20 protein-coding genes and 2 pseudogenes are annotated in these 21,749 nt (G+C 63.6%); 14 read left to right on the top strand and 8 right to left on the bottom strand.

Features of this window, described 5'->3' with window-relative positions:
• Positions 1-20: 20 nt before the first annotated feature.
• The 3 genes from AC0L3O_RS02225 to AC0L3O_RS02215 all read left to right on the top strand — a co-directional run bounded on the left by AC0L3O_RS02225 (position 21) and on the right by AC0L3O_RS02215 (position 3,310).
• Positions 21-662 carry a glucose-6-phosphate isomerase gene (locus tag AC0L3O_RS02225; RefSeq protein WP_473614654.1) on the top strand — a complete coding sequence of 214 codons (642 nt, stop codon included), beginning with the start codon at positions 21-23 and terminating at the stop codon, positions 660-662.
• Between the two features lie 73 nt (positions 663-735).
• Complete coding sequence (locus AC0L3O_RS02220; RefSeq protein ID WP_473614652.1) at positions 736-1,704, top strand: shikimate dehydrogenase; 969 nt, start codon at positions 736-738, stop codon at positions 1,702-1,704.
• Positions 1,705-1,786: 82 nt separating this feature from the next.
• Positions 1,787-3,310: a xylulokinase gene (locus AC0L3O_RS02215; protein WP_473614651.1), complete on the top strand. Its 1,524-nt coding sequence runs from the start codon at positions 1,787-1,789 to the stop codon at positions 3,308-3,310.
• Positions 3,311-3,397: 87 nt separating this feature from the next.
• Here the strand turns inward: AC0L3O_RS02215 and AC0L3O_RS02210 are convergent, their stop codons facing one another.
• Together AC0L3O_RS02210 and AC0L3O_RS02205 are read right to left on the bottom strand one after the other, a co-directional pair.
• Positions 3,398-3,991, bottom strand: a complete 594-nt coding sequence (locus AC0L3O_RS02210) for a DJ-1/PfpI family protein (RefSeq protein WP_023797753.1) — start codon at positions 3,989-3,991, stop codon at positions 3,398-3,400.
• 125 nt (positions 3,992-4,116) lie between these two features.
• Positions 4,117-4,818: pseudogene (locus AC0L3O_RS02205) on the bottom strand (GntR family transcriptional regulator); the annotation flags it as partial.
• Between the two features lie 137 nt (positions 4,819-4,955).
• On the opposite strand from AC0L3O_RS02205, the gene AC0L3O_RS02200 reads away from it, so the two are divergent.
• From AC0L3O_RS02200 to AC0L3O_RS02190, 3 genes are read left to right on the top strand one after another with little or no spacing between them, the layout of a single operon-like run.
• On the top strand, positions 4,956-6,182 hold the full coding sequence (locus AC0L3O_RS02200) for an iron-containing alcohol dehydrogenase (RefSeq protein WP_473614649.1): 1,227 nt from the start codon (positions 4,956-4,958) through the stop codon (positions 6,180-6,182).
• 18 nt (positions 6,183-6,200) lie between these two features.
• Positions 6,201-7,688 (top strand): NAD-dependent succinate-semialdehyde dehydrogenase, encoded by a 1,488-nt coding sequence (locus AC0L3O_RS02195; RefSeq protein WP_473614648.1) that lies wholly within the window; start codon positions 6,201-6,203, stop codon positions 7,686-7,688.
• Positions 7,689-7,699: 11 nt separating this feature from the next.
• The gene (locus AC0L3O_RS02190; protein ID WP_473614647.1) at positions 7,700-8,524 is read left to right on the top strand and encodes an alpha/beta hydrolase; all 825 of its coding nucleotides are present in this window, start codon (positions 7,700-7,702) and stop codon (positions 8,522-8,524) included.
• Positions 8,525-8,585: 61 nt separating this feature from the next.
• Here AC0L3O_RS02190 and AC0L3O_RS02185 read toward each other — a convergent pair whose 3' ends face one another.
• The 5 genes from AC0L3O_RS02185 to AC0L3O_RS02165 form a co-directional block, all read right to left on the bottom strand.
• Positions 8,586-9,395: a formylmethanofuran dehydrogenase subunit C gene (locus AC0L3O_RS02185; RefSeq protein WP_473614645.1), complete on the bottom strand. Its 810-nt coding sequence runs from the start codon at positions 9,393-9,395 to the stop codon at positions 8,586-8,588.
• On the bottom strand, positions 9,392-10,300 hold the full coding sequence (gene fhcD, locus AC0L3O_RS02180; protein ID WP_128173308.1) for a formylmethanofuran--tetrahydromethanopterin N-formyltransferase: 909 nt from the start codon (positions 10,298-10,300) through the stop codon (positions 9,392-9,394). Before fhcD ends, AC0L3O_RS02185 begins: the two co-directional genes overlap by 4 nt.
• Positions 10,288-11,919, bottom strand: a complete 1,632-nt coding sequence (locus tag AC0L3O_RS02175; RefSeq protein WP_287364401.1) for a formylmethanofuran dehydrogenase subunit A — start codon at positions 11,917-11,919, stop codon at positions 10,288-10,290. The genes fhcD and AC0L3O_RS02175 overlap by 13 nt, the downstream gene beginning before the upstream one ends.
• Complete coding sequence (locus AC0L3O_RS02170; RefSeq protein ID WP_287238751.1) at positions 11,913-13,004, bottom strand: molybdopterin-binding domain-containing protein; 1,092 nt, start codon at positions 13,002-13,004, stop codon at positions 11,913-11,915. The genes AC0L3O_RS02175 and AC0L3O_RS02170 overlap by 7 nt, the downstream gene beginning before the upstream one ends.
• 264 nt (positions 13,005-13,268) lie before the next feature.
• Positions 13,269-13,649, bottom strand: a complete 381-nt coding sequence (locus AC0L3O_RS02165) for a 4a-hydroxytetrahydrobiopterin dehydratase (protein WP_128173311.1) — start codon at positions 13,647-13,649, stop codon at positions 13,269-13,271.
• 159 nt (positions 13,650-13,808) lie between these two features.
• Between AC0L3O_RS02165 and AC0L3O_RS02160 the strand changes: the two genes are divergently transcribed.
• The 7 genes from AC0L3O_RS02160 (at position 13,809) to fae (ending at position 20,387) form a co-directional block, all read left to right on the top strand.
• Positions 13,809-14,777 carry a beta-ribofuranosylaminobenzene 5'-phosphate synthase family protein gene (locus tag AC0L3O_RS02160; protein WP_128173312.1) on the top strand — a complete coding sequence of 323 codons (969 nt, stop codon included), beginning with the start codon at positions 13,809-13,811 and terminating at the stop codon, positions 14,775-14,777.
• A 41-nt stretch (positions 14,778-14,818) separates the two neighbouring features.
• Positions 14,819-15,712 (top strand): NAD(P)-dependent methylenetetrahydromethanopterin dehydrogenase, encoded by an 894-nt coding sequence (locus AC0L3O_RS02155; RefSeq protein ID WP_287238754.1) that lies wholly within the window; start codon positions 14,819-14,821, stop codon positions 15,710-15,712.
• Positions 15,702-16,838 carry an ATP-grasp domain-containing protein gene (locus tag AC0L3O_RS02150; RefSeq protein ID WP_287180476.1) on the top strand — a complete coding sequence of 379 codons (1,137 nt, stop codon included), beginning with the start codon at positions 15,702-15,704 and terminating at the stop codon, positions 16,836-16,838. Before AC0L3O_RS02155 ends, AC0L3O_RS02150 begins: the two co-directional genes overlap by 11 nt.
• Positions 16,835-17,791, top strand: a complete 957-nt coding sequence (gene mch / locus AC0L3O_RS02145; protein WP_473614643.1) for a methenyltetrahydromethanopterin cyclohydrolase — start codon at positions 16,835-16,837, stop codon at positions 17,789-17,791. The genes AC0L3O_RS02150 and mch overlap by 4 nt, the downstream gene beginning before the upstream one ends.
• 86 nt (positions 17,792-17,877) lie before the next feature.
• Positions 17,878-18,846, top strand: a complete 969-nt coding sequence (locus AC0L3O_RS02140; protein WP_128173315.1) for an ATP-grasp domain-containing protein — start codon at positions 17,878-17,880, stop codon at positions 18,844-18,846.
• Positions 18,843-19,712 (top strand): triphosphoribosyl-dephospho-CoA synthase, encoded by an 870-nt coding sequence (locus AC0L3O_RS02135; protein ID WP_473614642.1) that lies wholly within the window; start codon positions 18,843-18,845, stop codon positions 19,710-19,712. Before AC0L3O_RS02140 ends, AC0L3O_RS02135 begins: the two co-directional genes overlap by 4 nt.
• Positions 19,713-19,880: 168 nt before the next feature.
• Positions 19,881-20,387 carry a formaldehyde-activating enzyme gene (gene fae, locus AC0L3O_RS02130; protein ID WP_023797737.1) on the top strand — a complete coding sequence of 169 codons (507 nt, stop codon included), beginning with the start codon at positions 19,881-19,883 and terminating at the stop codon, positions 20,385-20,387.
• A gap of 265 nt (positions 20,388-20,652) precedes the next feature.
• Here fae and AC0L3O_RS02125 read toward each other — a convergent pair whose 3' ends face one another.
• Positions 20,653-21,351, bottom strand: coding sequence for a HisA/HisF-related TIM barrel protein (locus AC0L3O_RS02125; protein WP_128173316.1), 699 nt, complete (start codon positions 21,349-21,351; stop codon positions 20,653-20,655).
• A gap of 56 nt (positions 21,352-21,407) precedes the next feature.
• Here AC0L3O_RS02125 and AC0L3O_RS02120 point away from each other — a divergent pair.
• A pseudogene (locus AC0L3O_RS02120) lies at positions 21,408-21,749 on the top strand (hydantoinase/oxoprolinase family protein); the annotation flags it as partial.

The raw sequence follows: 21,749 nt of genomic DNA, 5'->3' as shown, positions 1-21,749 counted from the left end.
ATGCAGTATGAGGTAGTCCTTTGACGAGACTGTTTGAGCCCATTGGATGCAAGGTCGACCTGTCGACTGGTGCGATGGCAAATGCAACCGGCAGCTACCAGAAGCGCTTCCGCGATCTGGACGGGCTCTATGCTGACGCCGCGGCGTTCGAAGCCATGCGCGTGACATGGGGTGAGCGCATCGTCTACGAGGTCTCCGAGTTCCGACCAACCGATCAGTCGGGCGACCTGATTTTCGGCGTCACGCACATGGGGCCAGGCAAGGTCGGCGACGAATATTTCATGACGCGCGGTCACATCCACAGGCAGGCCGACCGGCCCGAGATCTACTATGGCCAGAAAGGACACGGTCTCATGCTGATGGAGTCGCCGGAGGGCGAGGTTCGCATCCTGCCGATCGACGCCCAGACCGTCTGTTATGTTCCGCCGTTCTGGATCCACCGCTCGATCAATGTCGGGGAAGGCGATCTGGTGATGCTGTTCTGCTACCCCGCCGATTCAGGGCAGGACTACGAGATCATCGCGAGATCGGGAGGCATGCGCTCGCGCGTGGTCGCCGGCGATGGAGGCTGGAGGCAAGTCGACAACCCGGATTGGCGACCGCGTGACGCAAAGCTGATCTCTGCCCTCTATGGGCAACAATCCGGCACGGCGCCGGCATGAAGGCTCGCTACGAGATCGCTGCTTCATTTAGCATTGCTGCACTGCGCGCGGAGAAAATCCGGGAGAATGGCAAATGAGCCGCTATCGGCCGGCCACCCAGCCGACATTCTATTTTATCGGCGTCACGACGAGGAGCAGCTCGATCATGCGGGTTTTCCCGGCATGGGCGCGCCACCTCGGGCTGAAGGAAGCGGTTCTCAAGGATGCGGTTCTCAGGGGCATCGACTTTCCACTCCATGCCGATCCGGAGGCCTACCGTGAGGTCGTCTCCTTCATAAAATCCGACCCGCAGTCGCTTGGCGCGCTGGTCACCACGCACAAGATCGATCTTTTCAACGCAGCGCGCGACCTGTTCGATGTGATCGATCCGCACGCCTGCCTGATGCACGAGACCAGTTGCCTGTCGAAGCGGGGCGGAAAACTCGTCTGCCATGCCAAGGATCCGATCTCTTCGGGCCTTGCGATAGACGGTTTCATTCCGGCGGGATATTTTGCGGACACCAGCGCGGAGGTCCTGTCGATGGGCGCCGGCGGATCGACGATAGCGATCACCTGGCACCTGATGCGCAAGGAGCGTGGCGCCGACTTGCCTTCGCGCATCATTGTCAGCGACCGTTGGCAGCCGCGTCTCGATGAAATCGAGCGCATCCACAAAGACATGATGTCGACGGTCGAGATCGAATATGTCCTGGCAGACCGACCCGAGGTCAATGACGAGACGTTGGCGGCGCTGAAACCAGGCTCGCTGGCGATCAACGCGACCGGACTTGGCAAGGACGCGCCTGGCTCGCCGATTACCGGTGACGGCGTTTTCCCCAAGCGCGGCATTGCCTGGGATCTCAACTATCGCGGCGACCTGATCTTCCTCGACCAGGCAAGGCGGCAGCAGGCCCGACAGCAGTTGCAGATCGAGGATGGTTGGACATATTTCCTGCATGGCTGGACGCAGGTGATCGCAGAGGTCTTCGACATCGCGATCCCGGTGTCGGGACCGGATTTCGACGAGATGTCGCGCATCGCCATCGAAGCGGCGAAAGGCTGATGCCGTGGGTCTCGTCACGCCGCGCTCACTCTGACCGATAGACAGAGGATCACATGTTTGCCCATCTCAGGACTCTTCCGAAATGAGCGGCGAGCTTTTCCTCGCCATCGACGTCGGCACCGGCAGCGTCCGCGCCGCACTGATCGATGTCGCCGGCAAGATCCTCGAGCTTGCGTCGCGCGAGCACGACCAGATCGTGCCGGAATTCGGCTGGGCCGAACAGCGGCCACTCGACTGGTGGGAGGGTGCGCGAGCGAGCGTCAAGACGGTGCTGGACCGCGTCGAAGGCGCCCGCGAAAACATCTCCGCCATCTGCGTCTGCGGGCAGATGCACGGGCTGGTCCTGCTCGACGCGCACGGAGCGCTGACGCGCGACACGGCACCGCTCTGGAACGACAAGCGCACCGTCCATCTCGTCCGTCGCTTCGAGCAAGCGAACCAGCCGGACAGCTACCTGCCCGAAAGCGGCAACACGCCGACCCCGGCATGGCCGGGCTTCAAACTGCAATGGGTCCGAGACAACGATCCCGCCGCATACGCCCGCAGCGCAGTCGCCATCATGCCGAAGGATTACATCAACTACCGGCTGACCGGCGAGGTCGCCATGGATACAGGCGACGCGTCCTGCAGCTTCCTGATGAACCCAGAGCGGCTCGACTGGTCGCCGGTGATGATTGAGCGCATGGGTCTCGACGCCGCCAAGCTGCCGCCGATCCGCAACCCGCTGGACGTCGTCGGCCACGTCACCGAACAGGCGGCGCTCGACACCGACCTGCGCCCTGGAACCCCGGTGCTGGTCGGTGGCGCCGACTATCCGGTGGCACTGCTCGGCTCAGGCGCCTGTCGCCCGGGAATGGGTTCCGACAGCACCGGCACGGGCGCCATCATCACTGTTATCGCGGAGAAGCCGCTGCTTGACCCGGAAATCTCGAACGTTGCGACGGTCGAAGGCAACTGGGGGCAATTCGTGCTGCTGGAGACCGGCGGCGACGGCATGCGCTGGGCACGCCGTGCCTTCCACGGCAACGCGCTGTCCTATGACGAGATCGTCGCCCGCGCCGCCGAGACGCCGGCCGGTTGCGACGCGCTGCTCTTCATGCCCTTTCTCACCGGCGAACGCCTGGGGCGCCATCGCAACGCCCGCGCACAGTTCTTCGGATTGGGCGCCGGGCATGGCATGGAGCATTTGCACCGCTCGATCCTGGAAGGCATCGCCTTTGCCATGACCCGCCACATCCGCATCATGGAACAGGCGTCAAACAGGCCGCTGGAGCGCGTTATCGCCGCCGGTGGCGGGGCGCGCACCGAACTCTGGCTGAAGATCAAGGCCAGTGCCTTCAACATTCCGATCCTGGTCCCGCGGGAGCCCGAATGCGGCATTGTCGGCTGTGCCGCGATGGCCGCGACGGCGACAGGCCGCTTCTCGCGCGTCGACCAGGCGGCCGAGCGCTTCGTGAGCTACGGCGCCGAAATCCTGCCGGACCCCGGATGGGTCGAGATCTACAGCCGCACCCAACCGGTTTTCGAGCAGCTCTACCATCACAGCCAGGCGCTCTACGACGACATCGACGCACTGGCGGCCGCCACGCGGCCGAAGCAGCCGTAACGCATCTCAGGCCTGCCGAGCCCTGACTGCAGCGACAGATCTGGCAATCACGATGCATCCCGTTTGGGATGCATCGGACGATCGACTTCAGCTGTGGCGGATTTCCGTTCCCAGCACCTTCAGGCACTCGCGGATGAACGCGGCAAGTGCGGTCCAGCCCTTTGCCGAGACCATCGTCCCGTCGACATAGGCCTCGGTCGGCGACAGGTCGATATAGGTTCCGCCGGCCAGCGTCACTTCCGGCTCGCAGGCAGCCAGCGCACCGACCTTCTTGCCACGCACGACGCCGTCCACCGCGATCAGGATCTGGACGCCATGACAGATGGTAAAGATCGGCTTCCTGGTCTCGTGGAAATGGCGAACCATCGCCTGCACACGCTTGTCGGTGCGGATGTACTCGGGGCCACGGCCGCCGGCGCAATAGACGGCATGATACTGGTCGAGCTGTCTTTCCGCCTCCGAAAAGGTCTTGTTCAGCAACGCGTAGTGGCCGGGTTTTTCGGTGTAGGTCTGGTCACCCTCGAAATCGTGAAGCGACGTCTTGATCAGGTCGCCAGCGTTCTTGTCAGGACAGACGACATGGACGATGTGGCCGACCGCCTCCATCGCCTGCTGATAGACGAAGATCTCGTATTCTTCGGTAAACTCACCGGTCAACATCAGTATTTTCTTGCCTGGCATGGTCGGCTCCTCGTTTTTTGGATGGAAGGGTTTTATCCGGGATCTCCCGGACGTTTGCTCGCGTTGATAAACGGTGAATTCAACTTGACGGCGCCGCTCCCGACGGTGGCAAACATCGTGCCAGCCTCATCGAACGCCGGCAGCAAACGATCACGGGAATGCTCGATATGACGGCGCATCGCCTGTTCCGCCGCAGCGGGGTCAGAGGCAGCGAAGGCGGCCAGGATGGCCTGATGCTCGTCGAGCGCTTCCTCGGTGACGCGCGAATGGAACATGAGGCGGAAGATATGGAAGTGCGTATGCTGGAACGCGAGGGTTTCGCGCACCAGTTCATTGTTTGCAAATTCCATGATCCGGTCGTGGAAAATGGCGTCCTGCCGCGCGAAGTTGGAGTAACGCAGGCGTTCATCCTTGCCTTCGCGGCGCGCCATGCCGCCTGCGGACTCCTCAAGCACCGCAAGTTTCGTCTCATCCATCAATGCGGCTGCCTTGGCCGCCGCATGCGGCTCGAGCAGCAGGCGAAGCTCATAGAGTTCGTCAAATCTGCGCCTGGTTATCTGCGGCGCGGCGCGGTAGCCGATCAAATGTGTCTTCAGCACAAGGCCTTCGCCTTCGAGGCGGCCAAGCGCTTCACGGATCGGCGTGTGCGATACGTCGAGTTCCTTGACCAGGCTGTCGACGGTGATCCGTGAGCCAGGCGCGATCTTCAGCGACATGAGTTGCGCGAAGATCGCTTCATAGACGTCCTCCACCAGGCTGGTGGATCGCTGGATGCGCCCGCTGGCGGGGTCGACTTCTCGGGCATTGGTTGCGTTCGTGACCTGCATCTTTGCCTCTTGACAGGATCACTGGCTAACACGATGCTTCGCTCAATACAATCCTATATCCTATACGATTTAATAGAGGATACCTTGGGAGCTCGGCGAGCTTTCGCCTTTCCACCATCATCGAGGGACGCAAGACCATGAGCCTTTTCGCTGCCATAAGGCTGCCGCGTGAAATCCTCTTCGGGAAGGGCCAGCGCCATGTCATTGCAACCGTTGCGGCCAGGCACGGCCAGCGCGCTCTCGTCTGCACGGACGAGCGCTTTGCCGCAACCGTCGCCTTCGCCGAGATCATCGCGGCGCTCAAGAGCGCATCGATCGCTGTGCTGGTGCACGACCGTGTGCAGCCCGATGTGCCACGCGACACGGTTGCCGCCTGCGTCGAGGAGGCGCGGGATTTTGCGCCCGACATGGTGATCGGCATCGGCGGCGGCAGTTGTCTCGACATGGCCAAATGCGCCGCGTTGCTCATCAGTCACGGCGGCCTGCTCCAGGACTACTACGGCGAGTTCAAGGTGCCTGGTCCAACGCTGCCGCTGATCGCGGTGCCAACGACAGCCGGCACCGGCTCGGAAGTGACCCCTGTCGCGGTGATTTCTGATCCGGATCGCACCATGAAAGTAGGCATCTCCAGCCCGCATCTGATCGCGGCAGCCGCCATCTGCGACCCGGAACTGACGATGACATGTCCCCCGGGACTGACGGCGATCGCCGGCGCAGACGCGCTGACCCATGCGGTCGAGGCTTTTACCGCCGCCAGGCGCGGCACTGACCCCAGCCTGCCGCAACAGCATGTCTTCATCGGCAAGAGCGCGCTGACCGATCATTTTGCGCTGCTCGCGATCAAGCTGCTTGGCCGCAGTCTCGAGAAGGCCTGCCGCGCCCCCGCCGACGAGGACGCTCGCGCCGATGTGATGATGGGCGCGCTTGCAGCCGGCTGCGCGTTCGGGACGGCCGGAACGGCGGCGGCGCACGCGGTGCAATATCCGGTCGGCGCCCTTACCCACACCGCTCACGGGCTGGGTGTCGCCACCATGCTGCCGTATGTCATGAAGTACAACCGGGCCGCCGCGGCCGCCGAGATGACCGAGATCGGCCTTGCCCTTGGTCTCGACGGCAAGGACCGGAGCACCGCCGAGATGGCCGACGCGACGATCGACGAGATCGGCCGGCTGTTTGCAGCGATCGGGATCACGCCTACGCTGGCCAGGCTCGGGCTTCCCGCCGACAAGCTCGATTGGACGGCAGAACAGGCGCTCGGCATCGACCGTCTCATCAAGAACAATCCGCGTCCTTTCGATCCGGCAGCCATGCGCGGCCTGATCCAGGCCGCCTATGATGGCGACCTCGCCGCCTGTGTCATGTGAGCAATTGAGGAGCAGGCCATGAACATATCTCATCAGCTGCTGGAGGACGAGCAGGACACTGCCGGCTTCCATAGATTCTCCCACGGCTTGTATATTGGCGGCCAATGGCGGCAATCCGCCGACGGCAGGGAAATCCAGGTCGTCGCCCCTTCCACGGAAGCGGTGATCGCTGCGGTTCCCGATGCGACGATCGAAGATGCCGCAGCCGCCGTCGAGGCTGCAGCCAAGGCCGCCGATGGCTGGCGCACGACGGCGCCCCGCAAGCGCTCCGAAATCCTCAGACGCTGCTTCGAGCTGATGACGCAGCGTTGCGAGACGCTGGCCACCCTGATCTCGCTGGAAAACGGCAAGGCACTGCGGGACGCGCGTGGCGAGATCGCCTATGCTGCGGAATTCTTTCGCTGGAATGCCGAGGAAGCCGTTCGCATCACCGGCGAATTCGGGATGGCGCCTTCCGGCACCAACCGCATCGTCGTCGACTACGAGCCGATCGGCATCTGCGTCCTTGTCACACCCTGGAATTTTCCTGCCGCCATGGCGACGCGCAAGATCGCGCCCGCCCTGGCTGCCGGGTGCACGGTGATTTTGAAGCCGGCCAGCGAGACCCCGCTCACCGCCTACGCGCTCGCCGCGCTCTACCAGGAAGCAGGTGTTCCGCCAGGGGTTGTCAACGTTCTGACAACCTCCAATCCCGGCCCGGTGACGGCCGCGATGCTGGCCGATCCGCGGGTGCGCAAACTCTCCTTCACCGGCTCGACCGGAGTCGGGCGCGTTCTGCTGGCCGAGGCCGCAAAGCACGTGGTTTCGTGTTCGATGGAACTTGGCGGCAACGCGCCATTCCTGGTGTTCGATGACGCGGATCTCGACGCGGCGGTCGATGGGGCGATGGTAGCGAAGATGCGCAACGCCGGCGAGGCCTGCACGGCTGCAAACCGCATCTATGTCCAGTCCGGCGTTTACGATGCCTTTTGCGAAAGCCTCACCAGGCGGATGTCGGCACTCACGATCGGCGCCGGCACGGACGCGGCCACGGAGTGCGGACCGATGATCACCAGGAAGGCAGTCGACAAGATCGACCGCCTGGTCAACGATGCTGTCGCCCGTGGCGCGCGGGTGCTGTGCGGAGGCAAGGCAGGCTCCGGAACGGGATACTATTATCCGCCGACCGTGCTCTGCGACGTCCCGGCCGAGGCGGAGATGGCGCACGAGGAAATTTTTGGGCCGGTGGCGCCGATCTCGAGCTTCGAAACGGAAGCCGAAATCATCGCGCGTGCCAACAACACCGAATACGGTCTTGCCGCCTACATCTACACGCGCGATCTTGCGCGTGGAATGCGGGTGGCATCCAGGATCGAAGCTGGGATGGTCGCTCTCAACCGCGGCTTGATGTCCGATCCGGCAGCACCGTTCGGCGGGGTCAAGCAGAGCGGCCTCGGCCGCGAGGGCGGCCAGCATCACGGCATTGCCGAGTTCATGGAGGCGAAATACCTCGCCATCAGCATCTGAGCGGAGGAAGAGTGCAAAACGATCCGTTCCGCATCCGCAACCATGTCGCCGATTTTGACAAAATCGTCCAGGACATCGTTCACCGCAGCCAGGCCGTCCGCGCAACCATCCCGATGACAGCGGACATTGCCTATGGGCCGGATCAGACCGAAACCATCGACCTGTTCTTTCCCCCGGGCAAAACAAGCGGCCTGCCGGTGCACATGTTTATCCATGGCGGCTACTGGAGGATGTTCTCCAAGCGCGACTACTCATACGTCGCGGCGACGATTACCCAGGCCGGTGCGATTGCCGCCATCGTCGACTATGCTCTGATGCCCAAGGTCAGGATGGCGACGATCGTCGACCAGGTGCGCCGCGCCAAGCAGTGGGTTCTGGCCCATATCGCCGACCATGGCGGAAACCCGGCAGACCTCACCGTCAGCGGTCATTCGGCTGGAGCCCATCTTGCAACGTTCCTGTTCAACAGCGAGCGTAGCCCCTCGAATGTGCGGGCCGCCCTTCTGCTCGGCGGGCTCTACGATTTGAAACCGCTCCAAAACTCCTTTCTCGCCAACGAGATTGCAATCACCGATGAGGAAGTCGCCAGGTTTACACCGCTTGCCCATCGGCATGACCCTCAAACCAGGGCGATGGTTCTGGTCGGAGCCAACGAGACGCCGGCTTTCCATCAGCAAGCAGATCGATTCAAAGTCCACCTGCTGCAGCAGGGTTTGCCGGTAACGTCGCTTGTTCTCGCCAACCGCAACCACATGGACAGTGTCAGAGATCTCGGCCTGCCGGAGAGCCAGGCGGGGGATTGCCTGACGAAACTGATTGCCAACGACGATCGTTGACCCAGCAGACATGCCGGCCATCATCCATCGCGGCTTACCGCAAGGGCGTCAGCAGCACGCCTCAGGGGGGGAAAAGAACCTCACCCATGCCAAGCACCGCGTTGTCACCGCCGTATTTCTGCGGCGCGTTGCCCAGCAGCGGCCGTTTCAAAATACCACTTGCGATCAGATGGCGATCGATGACGGCGGCGAAGACGCTCTCCGGCGCGCCGCATTCGACGAAGCTCGGCGACAGGCTTTTCGGCGCGCGATCGAGCAGGATCGAACCGCGACGCATCAGATAGCCGGGCATCTCGCCGGTGCCGCCGGCCACCACCAGCGTGCCGGCGATCATGCGGCTGCCGGCATTGTCGCCCGAGCCTTTCAGCACCGCGATCAGGCCGCGCCGCATGCGGTCGGCGGCAAAAGCGCCGGCTTTGCCCCTGACGATCAGCACGCCGCCATTCATGCCGGCCAGTTCCCCGGCGAGCGGCGCCCCAAGGTGATCACCGGCGTTGCCGGTTATTTCAAGCCTGCCGCCGCGCATGCCGGAGCCGGCATGCGGGCCTGCATTGCCTTCGATCGTGAGCATGCCGCCGCGCATGGCGTGCCCGGCCTGGGCGCCGGCATTGCCGACGACGCGAACCGAACCGCCCCGCATGGCTTCCGCCACACGGTCGAGGCGCGCGCTGCCGCCTTCGAAGACGATGTCCAGCGGATCGTTGCCGGCGACGCGAAAGATATCGCCGACCTTCGAGCCATGCTTCGACGTGCCGATCTGGATCTTTTCGATATCGCGCCTTTCGATCCCGGCAAGCCGCTCCGGCGTCAGCGCCGACAGGTCAAGGCGCTCGGGCGGCTCGGCGACAAGGGTGAAGGTCAGCGCTTTCACGGCAGCATATCCTTCAGCGAATAGATGAACTTGCCGAGCTTGCCGCCGTAATTGCCGGCGCTTATGCGAACCGCGCCTCGCTTCGGCCCAAGCTCGATGACGGCCTTGATGCCGGCCTTCATCGCGGCGGCAACGGCATCGTTGGTCTCGCCGTCGATGACGATTTCCAGGACGGCGTTGATGTCGGCACCGAGCTCACTCCTGACGACACCGCGCAGTGTCGGCGCATAGGCTTCGTTGGCCGAGGCGATCATGCCCTTGTATTTACCGCCGATCTTGGAACCCGAACGAGCGATGCCGCCCGGAAACGGCACGATCGCGCCCGGCACCAGGCCGATCGCGGCAACCGCGGCCTCGGCGGCAGCCAAGGCCCTGGCGCTGCTTTCAGCCATGACGAAGAAATTGCCGCCGCCGACGGCGCCCTTCGTCAGCCCGGTCGTCGCTTCGCACAGGAATTCGCCATCCATGACGGGAACGCGCCAAAAATGCCTGCCGCCGATTTTCTTGGAGATCTGCCAGCCGTCGCCAAAATAACGCAGCGCCGAACCGAGCTTCAGCTCGGCGCTGCCCTGCAGTCCGGCGAAGCAGGCGGAACCCGGCGAGGTCAAGACACACTGGCCGACGCGATTGAGCAGTTGTTTCTGCAGTTCGTCTGTTCCCATCGCAAAGATCATCACGCGGCAGCCGGGCCGGCCATCCGGTGTGGCCGATGGCGCCAGTTCGACATCGATTGCCGCTTCGCAGCCGCAGCCGATCACCGAGGTGGCAAAGCCGGTCATGGTGATCGCCGCCTGGCGCGCCCATTTCCGGTTCGGCGCGGTGATGATGATGGCGGTCGCGCGCATGCCGAAGGCCTCGGCAAAGGTATCGTCGATCACTATGCCATTTACGCTCACGTTCGGCATGCAACCTCGCCGAATGGCTGTTCTCGCGCGATCGCCGATTCCGGGAAATTGAACCAGTCCAGCGACAGGCCGTAGCGCTGCTGGTGATAATCCTCCAAGCGCCGCAGCATCGCCTTGTCCGGCGGCGGATTGAGCCTGAGCGCCTTGCCCCAGCGGTAATGGGTGATCTCTCCGTCCTGCACGACGAGATCGCCATCCTTGAAGACATACGCCGCCTGCCCCAGCATTTTCGCGATATTGTCCTCCCTGCGGTAGACAGCGATATCGGCGATAGCGCCGGCGCCGAGATGGCCTCGATCCGTCAGCCCGAGCAGCTTGGCCGGGGCAGCACGCGTCATGATGGCGATTTCCTCGAACGTGTATTCGCGGTCGATTGCGGCCAGGGTGGAGAGCGCTATGGCGGATTTTGGAAGTCCGGCAATCATTTCGGTGCGCGCTTCCCGGCTCATCAGCAGCTCGAACAGGGCCGGATAGGCGGTAAAGGGCGCGCCGTTGGGATGATCGGTGGTGAAGAAGACACGCCACGGATCGTCGATCAGGAGAAAAAGCTCGAGCCCGATCGCCCACTGCATCGTGCCATAGAAATCCTTGCCATAGCGGTAGGGCACGATGCCGCCGCCATTACCGTCGCCGTCATGAATGACGGATTTCTTCGGCTGCGCACTGCCACGCGCCGAAAACTGCCGCATGACGTCGGAGGAGATGGTGACCGTCTGGCCGAACATCACCTGGCCGATATCGATGGTGACTTCCGGCGTCGCATTGACCAGTTCGGCAAGGCGCGCCGCGGCCGAGGAAAACCTGCGCTTGCCTTCCGTGCCGTAGCCATAGAACTGGAGATGGGCGAGGTGCAGCGGCAATCCTTCCGCCGCTGCGATCGTGGCGGCCGCCGTGTCCGCCGATCCGGGGCTGCCCAGATTGTTGCAATGGACATGCAGCGGATGCGGGACGCCAAGGCTGTCGACGGCCGCCTGCAGCGTCTTGACGATCTTGCGCGAGCTGACGCCATAGGAAGGCACCACATCGTCCAGCGAGAAGGTGCGGACGTTTTCCTTGAAGGCGGCCGCCGCGCCGGCATTGATCACCTTGACCCCAAGCGCCCGCGTCGAGGCGACCGTCCAGGCGACATAGTCCTCGATCATCGTTGAGGAGGCGTCGTCGCGGATCATCGACAGCAGGAAATCGTCGTTGCCGAGAATGGCGAGCGTCGCCTTGTCGATGATCGGGATGTCGGCCAGTTCGAGATGGGTGTGAAGCGCGGCTCCCGGCGACATCGCCGGCTCGACCACCGTGGTGAAACCCATCTTGGCGTAGAGGCACCCGGTCTGGAAGGTCGACCAGCCGGCATTGGAAAGCGGCGTCGTCGCCGGTCGCGCCTGGTGCGCCGCATGCTGCTCGGGCAGGAGCAGCCGTGCCGTATTCACGTTGCCGCCGCCGATGTGGGAATGGATGTCGATGGCGCCCGCCATCACGATGCAGCCGGCTGCGTCGATGGTCCGGTCGGCAGCGCCCGCCGCCGGCGCCGCAGCGATCTTGTCGTCGCTGATCCACAGGTCGCCCTTGCCGAGACGGCCGTTGACCGGATCGATGATGTCGCCGCCGGCGATTTTCGTCAGCATGGCAACGCCGCCTCGGCGGAGACATGACTGGCAACCAGCCGGATAACGGTCGCAGCGGAGGGCAGTTCCGACGCCGCTCGCGCCGCGACCGACCTTAGCGAACCGGTGCGGCTGGAATAGGCCACCGCCTGGTGATCGACGCCGGCTTCGCCGATGGCGATGGTGACCGCAGCACCCGCGACCGGCTCATGCGTTTTCGCCAGGGCGATCAGCGCCATGCGGTTCCTTTTCTTCTGCGGCTGGACAATCGAGGACGAGATCCGCAGGTGCAGGTCGGCTTCGCCGGCGGCGATCATGCGCGCGACATCGTAACGCCAGGGATCGAAGTCCGGGAAGCCGCGCGCAAAGCCGGTGCGCAGCGGAAAACCGGTCATCCAGGTCGAGGCGAGCGCGCTTCCCCAGCCATTTTCGCTCGCCGGCAGATGCAGGCCGGATGCGCGTGATTTGCGGTTGAGATCGCTGACCAGTCCCTGAAGCATCTCCAGCGCCAGCCCTTCGGTTGCGTCGCCTGAAAACAGGAAGACGGGAAAATGCGCAGCCTCCAGGGCTTTGGCGAAATCGTCGAAATTCGACACCGGCTGCGATGTCTGGCGCCCCCTCCACTGCGCCCTCAGTGCCGCCAGCGTCGCGCCGAGGCCTGCCTCGCCGCAGGACAGCAGCGTCGCCGTCCGCCCGTTGCTCAACCGCGGCGCAGACGTTTCTTTCGACCCGACCAGAAAGATCTCGCGCTGATTCTTGGCCGAGAGGTCGGGAACCGTCTCGGCAAGCTCGCCGACAAATTGATGATGGATCTGCGGGAGTTCGCCGACGATCACCACGACATCGGCGCGCCGGCGCGTTTCGCCGGGCGCGACGGTCATCGCGCCTTTGTCGGTAAAAAGCGCGGCCTCCCGGGAAACTGCCGCGCCATCGGCATGATCGTATGCCGCGCCAACCCGCTCAGCCAGCGCGATCGCCGCCCTGGTGCCGTGTATATCCGTATCCAGGCTGAAAACCGGGCACCGGCTTGACCCCAACAGCGCGGCGGCATGTGCGGCCGCGCGCTCGACCAGCGTTTCCCGGTTGCCGATCCAAGCAACCGCCATTCACTACGCTACTTTCTGGTGCCGGCCCGATCCTAGACGAAACTGGATCGGCCGTGAACCCCGCCTGTCAGAGACTGTTTCGAAATTCGCTCTGGTGAGTCATATGGTGGTGGTTTCGAGAACCGGAGCGCAGCGGACATTTGGATCCGTGAGCACCGGAAGCGCAGAAAACGCCATCAGATGGCCGCCAGAGTAGAGTTTCCAAACAGTCTCTCAGCAGATTAGCGAATGTTTTTATACGCCATCAACAAATTCCGACCGCGCTTAATCATATTTGATGTAAGCGAAGCGCTGATCGGTCGGCGGAGTGCCTTCCAGCGCGCCGCCTTCCCGGGCCGGCTGCCACTGGACGACCTCCTCGATCTTTTTGGCCAGCTCGAAGTCCTTGTCGGTGATGCCCTTGGCCGCATGGTTCATCAGGCGCACCTCGACCCAGGCATAGGAAGCCGTGATGTCGGGATGGTGCCATGCCGCCTCGGCGAGATGGCCGACCGTGTTGATGACCATCAGTGTCGATTTCCAGCTGTGGGTCTTATATTTGCGCCGGATCCAGCCGTTCTCGTAATACCATTTCGGCAGTTCCTTCTCGAGCCGGTCGGCAATCTCGGCTTCCGAATAGACCTTTTCCTTGGGCGTCTCGTTCATCTCGACCTCCGCGAATTGCCCGGTCCGTTCTCGCCCCGAGCCAAAAGAAGATAAAACGAATGCACTCTCTGCGGCTTGCCCCTTCGACGAAAACAGCTATCATGGCGACGGGCACCTAAACTTCCATGATGCGTCTATGATGCACCCATCGGGGGGTAGATGTCGAATTCTGTCACCTTACAAGTGCCCGCCCGCCTGCATCTTGGCTTCCTCGATCTCAACGGCGATACCGGGCGTCGCTTTGGCAGCGTCGGGCTGCCGCTGAGCGAACCCGAAACCATCGTCACCCTGTCACGGTCCAGCGAGACCATCGTCGAAGGTGCCGAGAGTCGGCGCGCCGGCGAACATCTGTCGACGCTCTGCAGCCATCTCGGCATTCGCGGTCAGCACCGTCTGGTGGTCGAACAGTCGATCCCGAGCCATGCCGGCCTGGGCTCCGGCACGCAGATCGCCCTTGCCGTCGCCGCGGCGTTGCGCACGCTCCACAAACTGCCGCTCGATATCGGCAGCGATGCGACCCTGCTCGATCGCGGCGGACGATCCGGCATCGGCATCGCCAGCTTCGAAAGCGGTGGCGTCATTGTCGACGCTGGCAAGGACGACAGCGGCAGGCCGCCGCCGGTCGTGGCGCGACTGCCGTTTCCGGAAGAGTGGCGCGTTATCCTGATCCTCGACCATAGCGGGCATGGACTGCATGGCGATGCCGAGATCGCGGCATTTCGTTCGCTGCCGCCCTTCCCGGCATCCGGCAGCGGCGAGATCTGCCGGCGGGTGCTGATGGGCATCATGCCGGCTCTTGTCGAGCACGACCTGCCGGCTTTCGGCGCCGCCGTCACCGCGATCCAGATGCTGATCGGCACCCATTTCGCCCCGGCGCAAGGCGGCGTGTTCACCTCCAGGCGGGTCGAGAACGTGGCCCACGCTCTCAACGAAGCAGGCGCTGTCGGCATCGGCCAGAGCTCGTGGGGGCCGACAGGGTTTGCCTTTGCCCCATCGCAAGACGCTGCAGTCAGCTTCGTCAACGCGGTTCGGCAGACAGTTGAAGACGGCATCGAGATCAGGATCGTCAAGGGCAGGAATTCCGGCGCGAAGATCAGTTCGACCAGACTTGACCTCGTCGGCAGCTGACGGCTGGGCAACGCGATCAGGTTCAAGAAGAAAGGCGAGAAATGGCCCGCAAACATATCCTACACATGCTGACGCCGTTGAAGCATATGAGCCCTTTCGACGTGAACATGGCGCTCGATGCAGGCTTCGACGCCGTCGTCCCCTATGTCGATGTAAGCCTGGGAGAGGTGACAGGCCTCGTGCAGGACGCGATCTTTTCGCGCCCGCCCGATGTGGGCGTCGATACCGGCATTTTTATCGCCGGCAAGGATGCCTCGCTGGCGCTTGACATGTTCGAGGCAGCGCGAAAAGCGATGGTGCCGCCTTTCCAGGTCTCGGTATTCGCCGATCCGGCCGGCTCGTTCACCACGGCCGCGGCGATGGTGGCCAAGGTCGAAAAAGCGCTGGAGAAGAAATTCGAGCGCGGGCTGAAAGACACCAGGATCGCTGTTTTCGGCGCCACCGGCGTCGTCGGCTTCTGCACCGCCGTGATCGCCGCCAGGGAAGGCGCCCGGGTGACCCTGGTCGGCCATGACGGCATCGAAAGGGTCAAGCAGATCGCGGCCGAGATCAAAAGCCGGTTCAACACCGCCGTCGATGCGGCCGACGGATCGAGCGACGCCCGCAAGACGAAGCTGGTCGAGGCGAGCGAGGTGATCCTGGCGTGCGCCAAGGCCGGCGTCCAGGTGGTCTCAAAAGCCCAGTTGAAAGGCGACGGCCTGCTCATTGCCGCCGACGTCAATGCGGTCCCGCCGGCCGGCATCGAAGGCGTGGCCGTCAATGCCAATGGCGATCCGCTCGAAGCGGCAAAAGCTGTCGGCATTGGTCCGCTCGCCATCGGCAACGTGAAATACAAGGTCGAATTCGGCCTCTTCAAAAGAATGATCGAATCCGAAAAAACCATCACGCTCGATTTCCAGGAAGCATTTTCCCTTGCACGCGAGATTGCCAAATAACGCCGGATCTCTCCTGATCGCGGCGATTTCAGGCCGGGCGCTGGCTGCCGCTGCGCGCCGCGCCGGCTATCGTCCGCTGGTCGCCGATTTCTTTTGCGATACCGACACGGTCGCGCTTGCCGAGCGCGCGACGATGCTGCCGGGCGACCTGCAAGGCGGCATCGACGGCGAGCGCATCATCGAGACGCTTCGGCAACTGGCCGGAGACGACCAGCCGGTCGCCATTGTCCTGGGCTCGGGCTTCGAGCGGATGACGGAGACCGTCGACGAGTTCGCGCGCCATTTTCCGCTCGCCGGCAACAGCGGCGCCGCGATCCGCAGGATCAAGGACCCGCAATTGCTGGCCGCCGATTGCGCCGAACTCGGCATCCCGCATCCGGACTTCCGATGGGACCCGCCGCCCGATCCGGAGAACTGGGTGGTCAAGACCGCAGGCGGCGCCGGCGGCGCGCATATCAGGCGGGCCGCCGGAGAAACCCCGATATTACAGTGTCAGGCTCCTAGCGGCCGCTATTTTCAGCGTTTCGTTGCCGGTCGCAGCATCTCGGCCCTGTTCGTCGGCGACGGCCAAAGCGCTGACATCGTCGGCTTCAGCCAACAATGGGCGTCGCCTGCCCCGGCAGCGCCCTATCGCTATGGCGGCGCCGTGCGGTTGAGGCGCTTCGATCGCAGACGGGCGGCGATGATCCGCGGCTGGCTTTCAGGTCTGGCGCGTCGCGCCGGCCTGGTTGGATTGTGCAGCGCCGATCTCATTCGCGGACCGGATGGCTACAAGCTCATCGAGATCAATCCGCGGCCCGGCGCCACGCTCGACATTTTCGACGATGCCGACGCGCCATTGATCGAAGCGCATCTGCGCGCCGCGGCGGGCAAGAAATACCGTCTGCCGCGCTTCGTCGATTCGATGGCGTCGATGGTGACCTATGCGGCGGCGCCGATCGCCCGCTTTCCATCGATTGCCTGGCCTGAATGGACTGCCGACCATCAGTCGCCCGGCACCCGACTGATCGCCGGCGATCCGGTCTGCACCATCTTCGCGCGCGGTCCGAGCGCCGATCTGACCAGGCGGCTGATCAAGGGACAAGCCAGCCGATTGCAACACCAATGGGAAGGAGACCGGACATGAAAGACGGTTCGGCATTCCTCAACGACAATGCGCAGCGCATCATCGACGGCATGATCGGCGACGCCGAACGCCTGCGTATCGGCGTTTCCACCGGGCCATTGGGCGAGTGCCTGATCGACGCCGGCGCCAAGGCCGCCGGCGGCGTCGAGGCCGGGCTGCGCATGGCGGAAGCCGCGATGGGCGGCCTCGGCAGCATTTCGGTGTGCATGGACCGTGCGTCGCCAAAATGGCCGTTCACCATCGAAGTGCGGTCGTCGCAGCCGGTGCTTGCCTGCCTGGGCAGCCAGTATGCGGGCTGGAACCTGTCGAGCCAGGATTATTTTGCCATGGGATCGGGACCGGCGCGGGCGCGCGCCCGCGTCGAACCGCTGTTCGAAACACTCTCCTATCGCGACACCGCGTCGTCCGCCGTGCTGATCCTGGAGACGGCAAAACCGCCGCCCCAGGCGATCGTCGAGAAGGTCAGCAGGGCAACCGGACTGGCACCCGAAAAGCTCACCTTCCTCTATGCGCCGACACAAAGCCTGGCGGGCGGCGTGCAGATCGTTGCGCGCGCGCTCGAGGTTGCCCTGCACAAGACCAACGATCTCAAATTTCCGCTGGAGAACGTTGTCGACGGCATCGGCACGGCGCCCATCCCCGCCCCGCATCCGGATTTTCTGACCGCCATGGGCAGAACCAACGACGCCATCATCTATGGCGGCAGCGTCCAGCTCTTCGTAAAAGGCTCGGCGAAAGACGCCAGCGAACTCGCGGAGCGATTGCCGAGCCGCGCCTCGCGCGACCACGGCCACCCCTTCGCCGAAGTCTTCAAGCGGTTCAAGGGAGATTTCTATGCCATCGATCCGCTGCTGTTCAGCCCGGCCGAAGTGATCGTCACGGCGATCGAGACCGGCGATACGTTCCGCGCCGGCGAGCGTGATCTGCAGATGCTCGAACGGAGCCTCGGTTAGACCATGGCGCTGCAATGGATCGGTCTGTCATCCGCCTGCCGGGGCATTCGTTCCGGCTTTCCGTATACCGGTATCCAAGGCGTGACATGATCCCTCGCATCCTGATCGTCAGCGACGTCTCGGACGCCCGCTCCAAGGGCCTGGCGGCAAGGCTGGAGCGGCGCGGCGCCGTGGTCGCAACCGTGCCGCTGGCGGCGATCGCGTTCGACACCGGCAGCCCGAGCGGACTGTCGATCCCCGGTTTCGACGGCGCGCTGCCCGACGCCGTGCTTGTCCGTTCGATCGCCGCCGGATCGTTCGAAGCGGTCACCCGGCGTCTCGGCGTGCTGCACGCATTCGGCAAGCTTTCCATTCCGGTGTGGAATTCCGCGCAGGCGATAGAACGCTGCGTCGACAAGTCGATGACGACCTTCCTCCTGAAGAATGCCGGCCTGCCGACGCCGCCGACATTCGCGGTCGAGGGTCTTGCCATGGCCGAAGCGGTCGCCAGACGCGAACTGCCGTTCGCGCCACTGGTGCTAAAACCGCTTTTCGGCGCCCAGGGCCGCGGCATCCGGCTGATCGAAACACTGTCCGACCTCCCCGCCGAGGACGAGGTGAACGGCGTCTACTATCTCCAGCATTACGTGCCGCGTTCTGGCCCTCCTTTCCGCGATTTTCGCGTTTTCGTCTGCGCCGGCGAGGTTTTGGCGATGATGAGCCGCCGTGGCGACGACTGGATCACCAATGTCAATCGCGGGGCGGTGCCCGAGCAAGTCTCGGGGCAGGTTTCGGGGCATGGCGAAACCGAACTGGCGGCGCTGGCACGGGCCGCCGCCGCCGCTATCTCAGCGGATTTCGCCGGCGTCGATATCGTGCCGGCGGCAGACGGCAAGCTGTTGGTGCTGGAGGTCAACAGCATGCCCGCCTGGTCCGGGCTTCAATCGGTGGTCGCGGTCAACATCGCCGATGCGATTGCCGACGCCCTGCTGAAATTCCTGGCTGATCGCCCAGCTGATCACCCAGAGGCGGCGGCGGCGCGACCCTACCGCCTCACCGCGCCGGCGAATTCGTGACCGACGGCATGGCGCATTCGCGAGAACGCCTCCGGGCTGCCTACAAGGACGCCTGCCGGATGGAGATCGAGGCGCTGAAACCGGGCAACGTCCATCTGTTCGCCGACGGGCACGGCATGTCCGCCGCCCAGTTCATGACCAGCGCCGAGGTCTCGTCCGTCCCGCTGACCGATCCGCGCCTGCCGGTCGGACAGCGCATGCTGGAAGCGGTCCGCGCGACGCGCCTGGCGGTCGCGACCAATACCAATCTCGGCATCATCCTTCTTGCTGGGCCTCTGCTATGCGCCGCCGAAATGGCGGGCGCCCAACTGCACGACAATCGCCTGCGCGATAATCTCGACGCGGTGCTGCGCGCGATGAGCATCGACGATACCAGGGCTGTATTCGAGGCGATCGTCGCCGCCGCGCCGGGCGGCCTCGGAGAGGCCGAGAACGATGTGCGGCAGGAGCCGAAGGTTCATCTGCTCGACGCCATGTGGGAGGCGGCCGACCGCGACATGATCGCCCGCCAATATGTTACCGGTTTCGGCGACGTGTTCGGCGTCGGGCTTGCGGCTCTGCAAGCGGCCTTGGCACGCGGCGAAGGCGGCATGTGGCCGACGGTGTTCGCCTATATGGCGTTTCTCGCCGTCTTCCCGGACAGTCATGTGGTGCGCAACCATGGCGCTGAAGTCGCAAATCAGGCGCGGCAACAAGCCCTTGCCGTTGAGGCGGCACTGCATGGCAATGACGACGAGGCGTCACGCATTCGTCTGCTCATGGAGCTCGACCGCCGGCTGAAAGCGAACAACGTCAACCCCGGCACCTCGGCCGACCTGACCGTGGCTACTCTTTTAGTCCACACTCTCGGCGTTCAGCTTGCATAATCGCAACGTTGGTGGTTGACTTTCAGGAGCGGAAGCTGGGCTTCCGCGGCTATCCAGCCAACCGGTCCGGATCCCCGGGCGCTGCCAACAAGGATAGCTGTCCATCGAGCGCTCGCTCGGTTTGCGGCGTCTTTGGACACCATAACTGTGTCTTGGAGGAAAATTGGCATGGCAAAGATCTCGAAAGTAATGGTTGGTGAATCGCTCGTAGGAGACGGCAACGAAGTGGCGCATGTCGACCTGCTCATCGGCCCACGGGGGAGCGCAGTCGAAACAGCATTTTGCAACGCGCTGACCAACAACAAGGACGGCTTTACGTCCCTTTTGGCGGTGATCGCGCCCAATCTTCAGTGCAAGCCCAACACCGTGATGTTCAACAAGGTCACGATCAAGGGCGCCAAGCAGGCGGTGCAGATGTTCGGCCCGGCCCAGCATGCAGTCGCAAAGGCCGTGCAGGACAGCGTCGCCGATGGGACCATTCCTGCCAATGAGGCGGACGACCTGTTCATCTGCGTCGGCGTTTTCATCCATTGGGACGCCGCCGACGACGCCAAGATCCAGAAGTACAATTACGAAGCGACGAAGGAAGCCATCCAACGCGCCGTTGCAGGAACGCCAACGGCCGCCGAAGCCACGGATAAGCGGGACCAAGTGAAGCATCCGTTCGCGGCTTAGACAAGAGACAGCCCCGCACAGGCAAAACCCTCCGCGGAGCCGGATGGTCTGTTGCGCCGCCTGAAAAAGCTTCTGGGCCTTTAGAGCACCGGACAAAGAGCCTGCCCTCGGGCCTGACCCGAGGGTGGACCGGTTTTGGGAAATCCGATGCTCCAGCAAAGAGATAGAGCGGCGAGACGATCGACTTGACGGCCCGCCGCTCTACAAGGCCCTGTTTCCGCGGCCGAAGTTCGAGGCCACACGAATGTCAGGTGCCCAGCGTTTGTCAGGTGACAAGCGCTGCGAGGTGCCCCGGCGTGAGCGTGCCGTCATGCAGCGAGGTCGCAACCAGCGCCGCGGCGATACCGAGTGACGAAAGGGCGCGAATGTCAGCCTCATTGCGCACCCCGCCGGCCGCGATGACGGAGCGGCTTCCAGCCTTCGTCTTGATGGCCTTGAGCCGCGTGAAATCGGGACCGGTGGCGGAACCGACCTTGGCCAATGTCATGACGATCACCTTTTGCGGCCAAAGCGCCGGCTCGTCGAGAAATGATGCCGGACCGCGAAACCCATCGTCGAAGAAATCCAGCGACAGGATAAGCTCCGGATGATCGCAAAAACGCCGCAACAGCGCGTCGTCCTGCTGCGATTCGGACCCCACGACCGGGCAAAGCCAAGATTCGGCAAGTGCCGCCGAAAGTGTTTTCTCGTCGGTGACGCCGGCATCGACCCAAAGCTCCGGCGGCTCCGCCATCGCCTTCAGCCGGGCAAGCGCGCCGCTGTTTGGCGTTCCGCCTTCGATGGCATCGAGATCGGCGATATAGAAGGTCGGAAAAGGGTAAAGCCGGCGCAGGCCCTCAGTGACCGCAACGACATCGGAAGTTTGGCTAAGCGGCGTGACGATCGGCCTGTAGCGATCGCGTTTTCCTTGCTGGGCGCGCACCACCTCGCCGCCTTTCAGGTCAAGAACCGGAATGATACGCAACGCTCTTTTTCTCGCTGACCAACTGCCCCTGACCAACTATGATGAAAGCTTGAAGTGTGGAAAAAAGAAAGAGCATCGTTGCCGGCTTCGATATTGGCGGCGCCCATCTGAAGGTGACGCGTGCGCAAGACGGCCGCATCGTTGAGGCTGTAACGATCGCCACGCCGCTTTGGCTAGGGCTCCATACCCTGACCTCGGCATTCGAGGAAACCGCTCCGATCTATGCCGGCGCCGATCTCAACGCATTCACCATGACCGGCGAACTGGCTGATATCTTTCCGTCTCGCGGCGCCCGCGTCGCGGCCCAGCTGGGTGTGGGTTTATCGCGGGGGCCCCGCGCAAAAATTATATTTGCCGGACCGTCCGGCGTTTTTGGGGGGGTGAAGGCAGCGCGGCGG

It is taken from the genome of Mesorhizobium sp. WSM4810 (genome assembly GCF_055811235.1).
Note: the sequence above shows the minus strand (reverse complement) of the source record. Positions and strands in the feature narration are given on the sequence as shown.

What these genes read in the sequence shown, in the direction of transcription:
- AC0L3O_RS02220 (WP_473614652.1), top strand. Translation starts at nt 736, where the DNA reads ATGAGCCGCTATCGGCCGGCCACCCAGCCGACATTCTATTTTATCGGC.
- AC0L3O_RS02215 (WP_473614651.1), top strand. Translation starts at nt 1,787, where the DNA reads ATGAGCGGCGAGCTTTTCCTCGCCATCGACGTCGGCACCGGCAGCGTC.
- AC0L3O_RS02210 (WP_023797753.1), bottom strand. Translation starts at nt 3,991, where the DNA reads ATGCCAGGCAAGAAAATACTGATGTTGACCGGTGAGTTTACCGAAGAA.
- AC0L3O_RS02200 (WP_473614649.1), top strand. Translation starts at nt 4,956, where the DNA reads ATGAGCCTTTTCGCTGCCATAAGGCTGCCGCGTGAAATCCTCTTCGGG.
- AC0L3O_RS02195 (WP_473614648.1), top strand. Translation starts at nt 6,201, where the DNA reads ATGAACATATCTCATCAGCTGCTGGAGGACGAGCAGGACACTGCCGGC.
- fhcD (WP_128173308.1), bottom strand. Translation starts at nt 10,300, where the DNA reads ATGCCGAACGTGAGCGTAAATGGCATAGTGATCGACGATACCTTTGCC.
- AC0L3O_RS02175 (WP_287364401.1), bottom strand. Translation starts at nt 11,919, where the DNA reads ATGCTGACGAAAATCGCCGGCGGCGACATCATCGATCCGGTCAACGGC.
- AC0L3O_RS02170 (WP_287238751.1), bottom strand. Translation starts at nt 13,004, where the DNA reads ATGGCGGTTGCTTGGATCGGCAACCGGGAAACGCTGGTCGAGCGCGCG.
- AC0L3O_RS02165 (WP_128173311.1), bottom strand. Translation starts at nt 13,649, where the DNA reads ATGAACGAGACGCCCAAGGAAAAGGTCTATTCGGAAGCCGAGATTGCC.
- AC0L3O_RS02160 (WP_128173312.1), top strand. Translation starts at nt 13,809, where the DNA reads ATGTCGAATTCTGTCACCTTACAAGTGCCCGCCCGCCTGCATCTTGGC.
- AC0L3O_RS02155 (WP_287238754.1), top strand. Translation starts at nt 14,819, where the DNA reads ATGGCCCGCAAACATATCCTACACATGCTGACGCCGTTGAAGCATATG.
- mch (WP_473614643.1), top strand. Translation starts at nt 16,835, where the DNA reads ATGAAAGACGGTTCGGCATTCCTCAACGACAATGCGCAGCGCATCATC.
- AC0L3O_RS02140 (WP_128173315.1), top strand. Translation starts at nt 17,878, where the DNA reads ATGATCCCTCGCATCCTGATCGTCAGCGACGTCTCGGACGCCCGCTCC.
- fae (WP_023797737.1), top strand. Translation starts at nt 19,881, where the DNA reads ATGGCAAAGATCTCGAAAGTAATGGTTGGTGAATCGCTCGTAGGAGAC.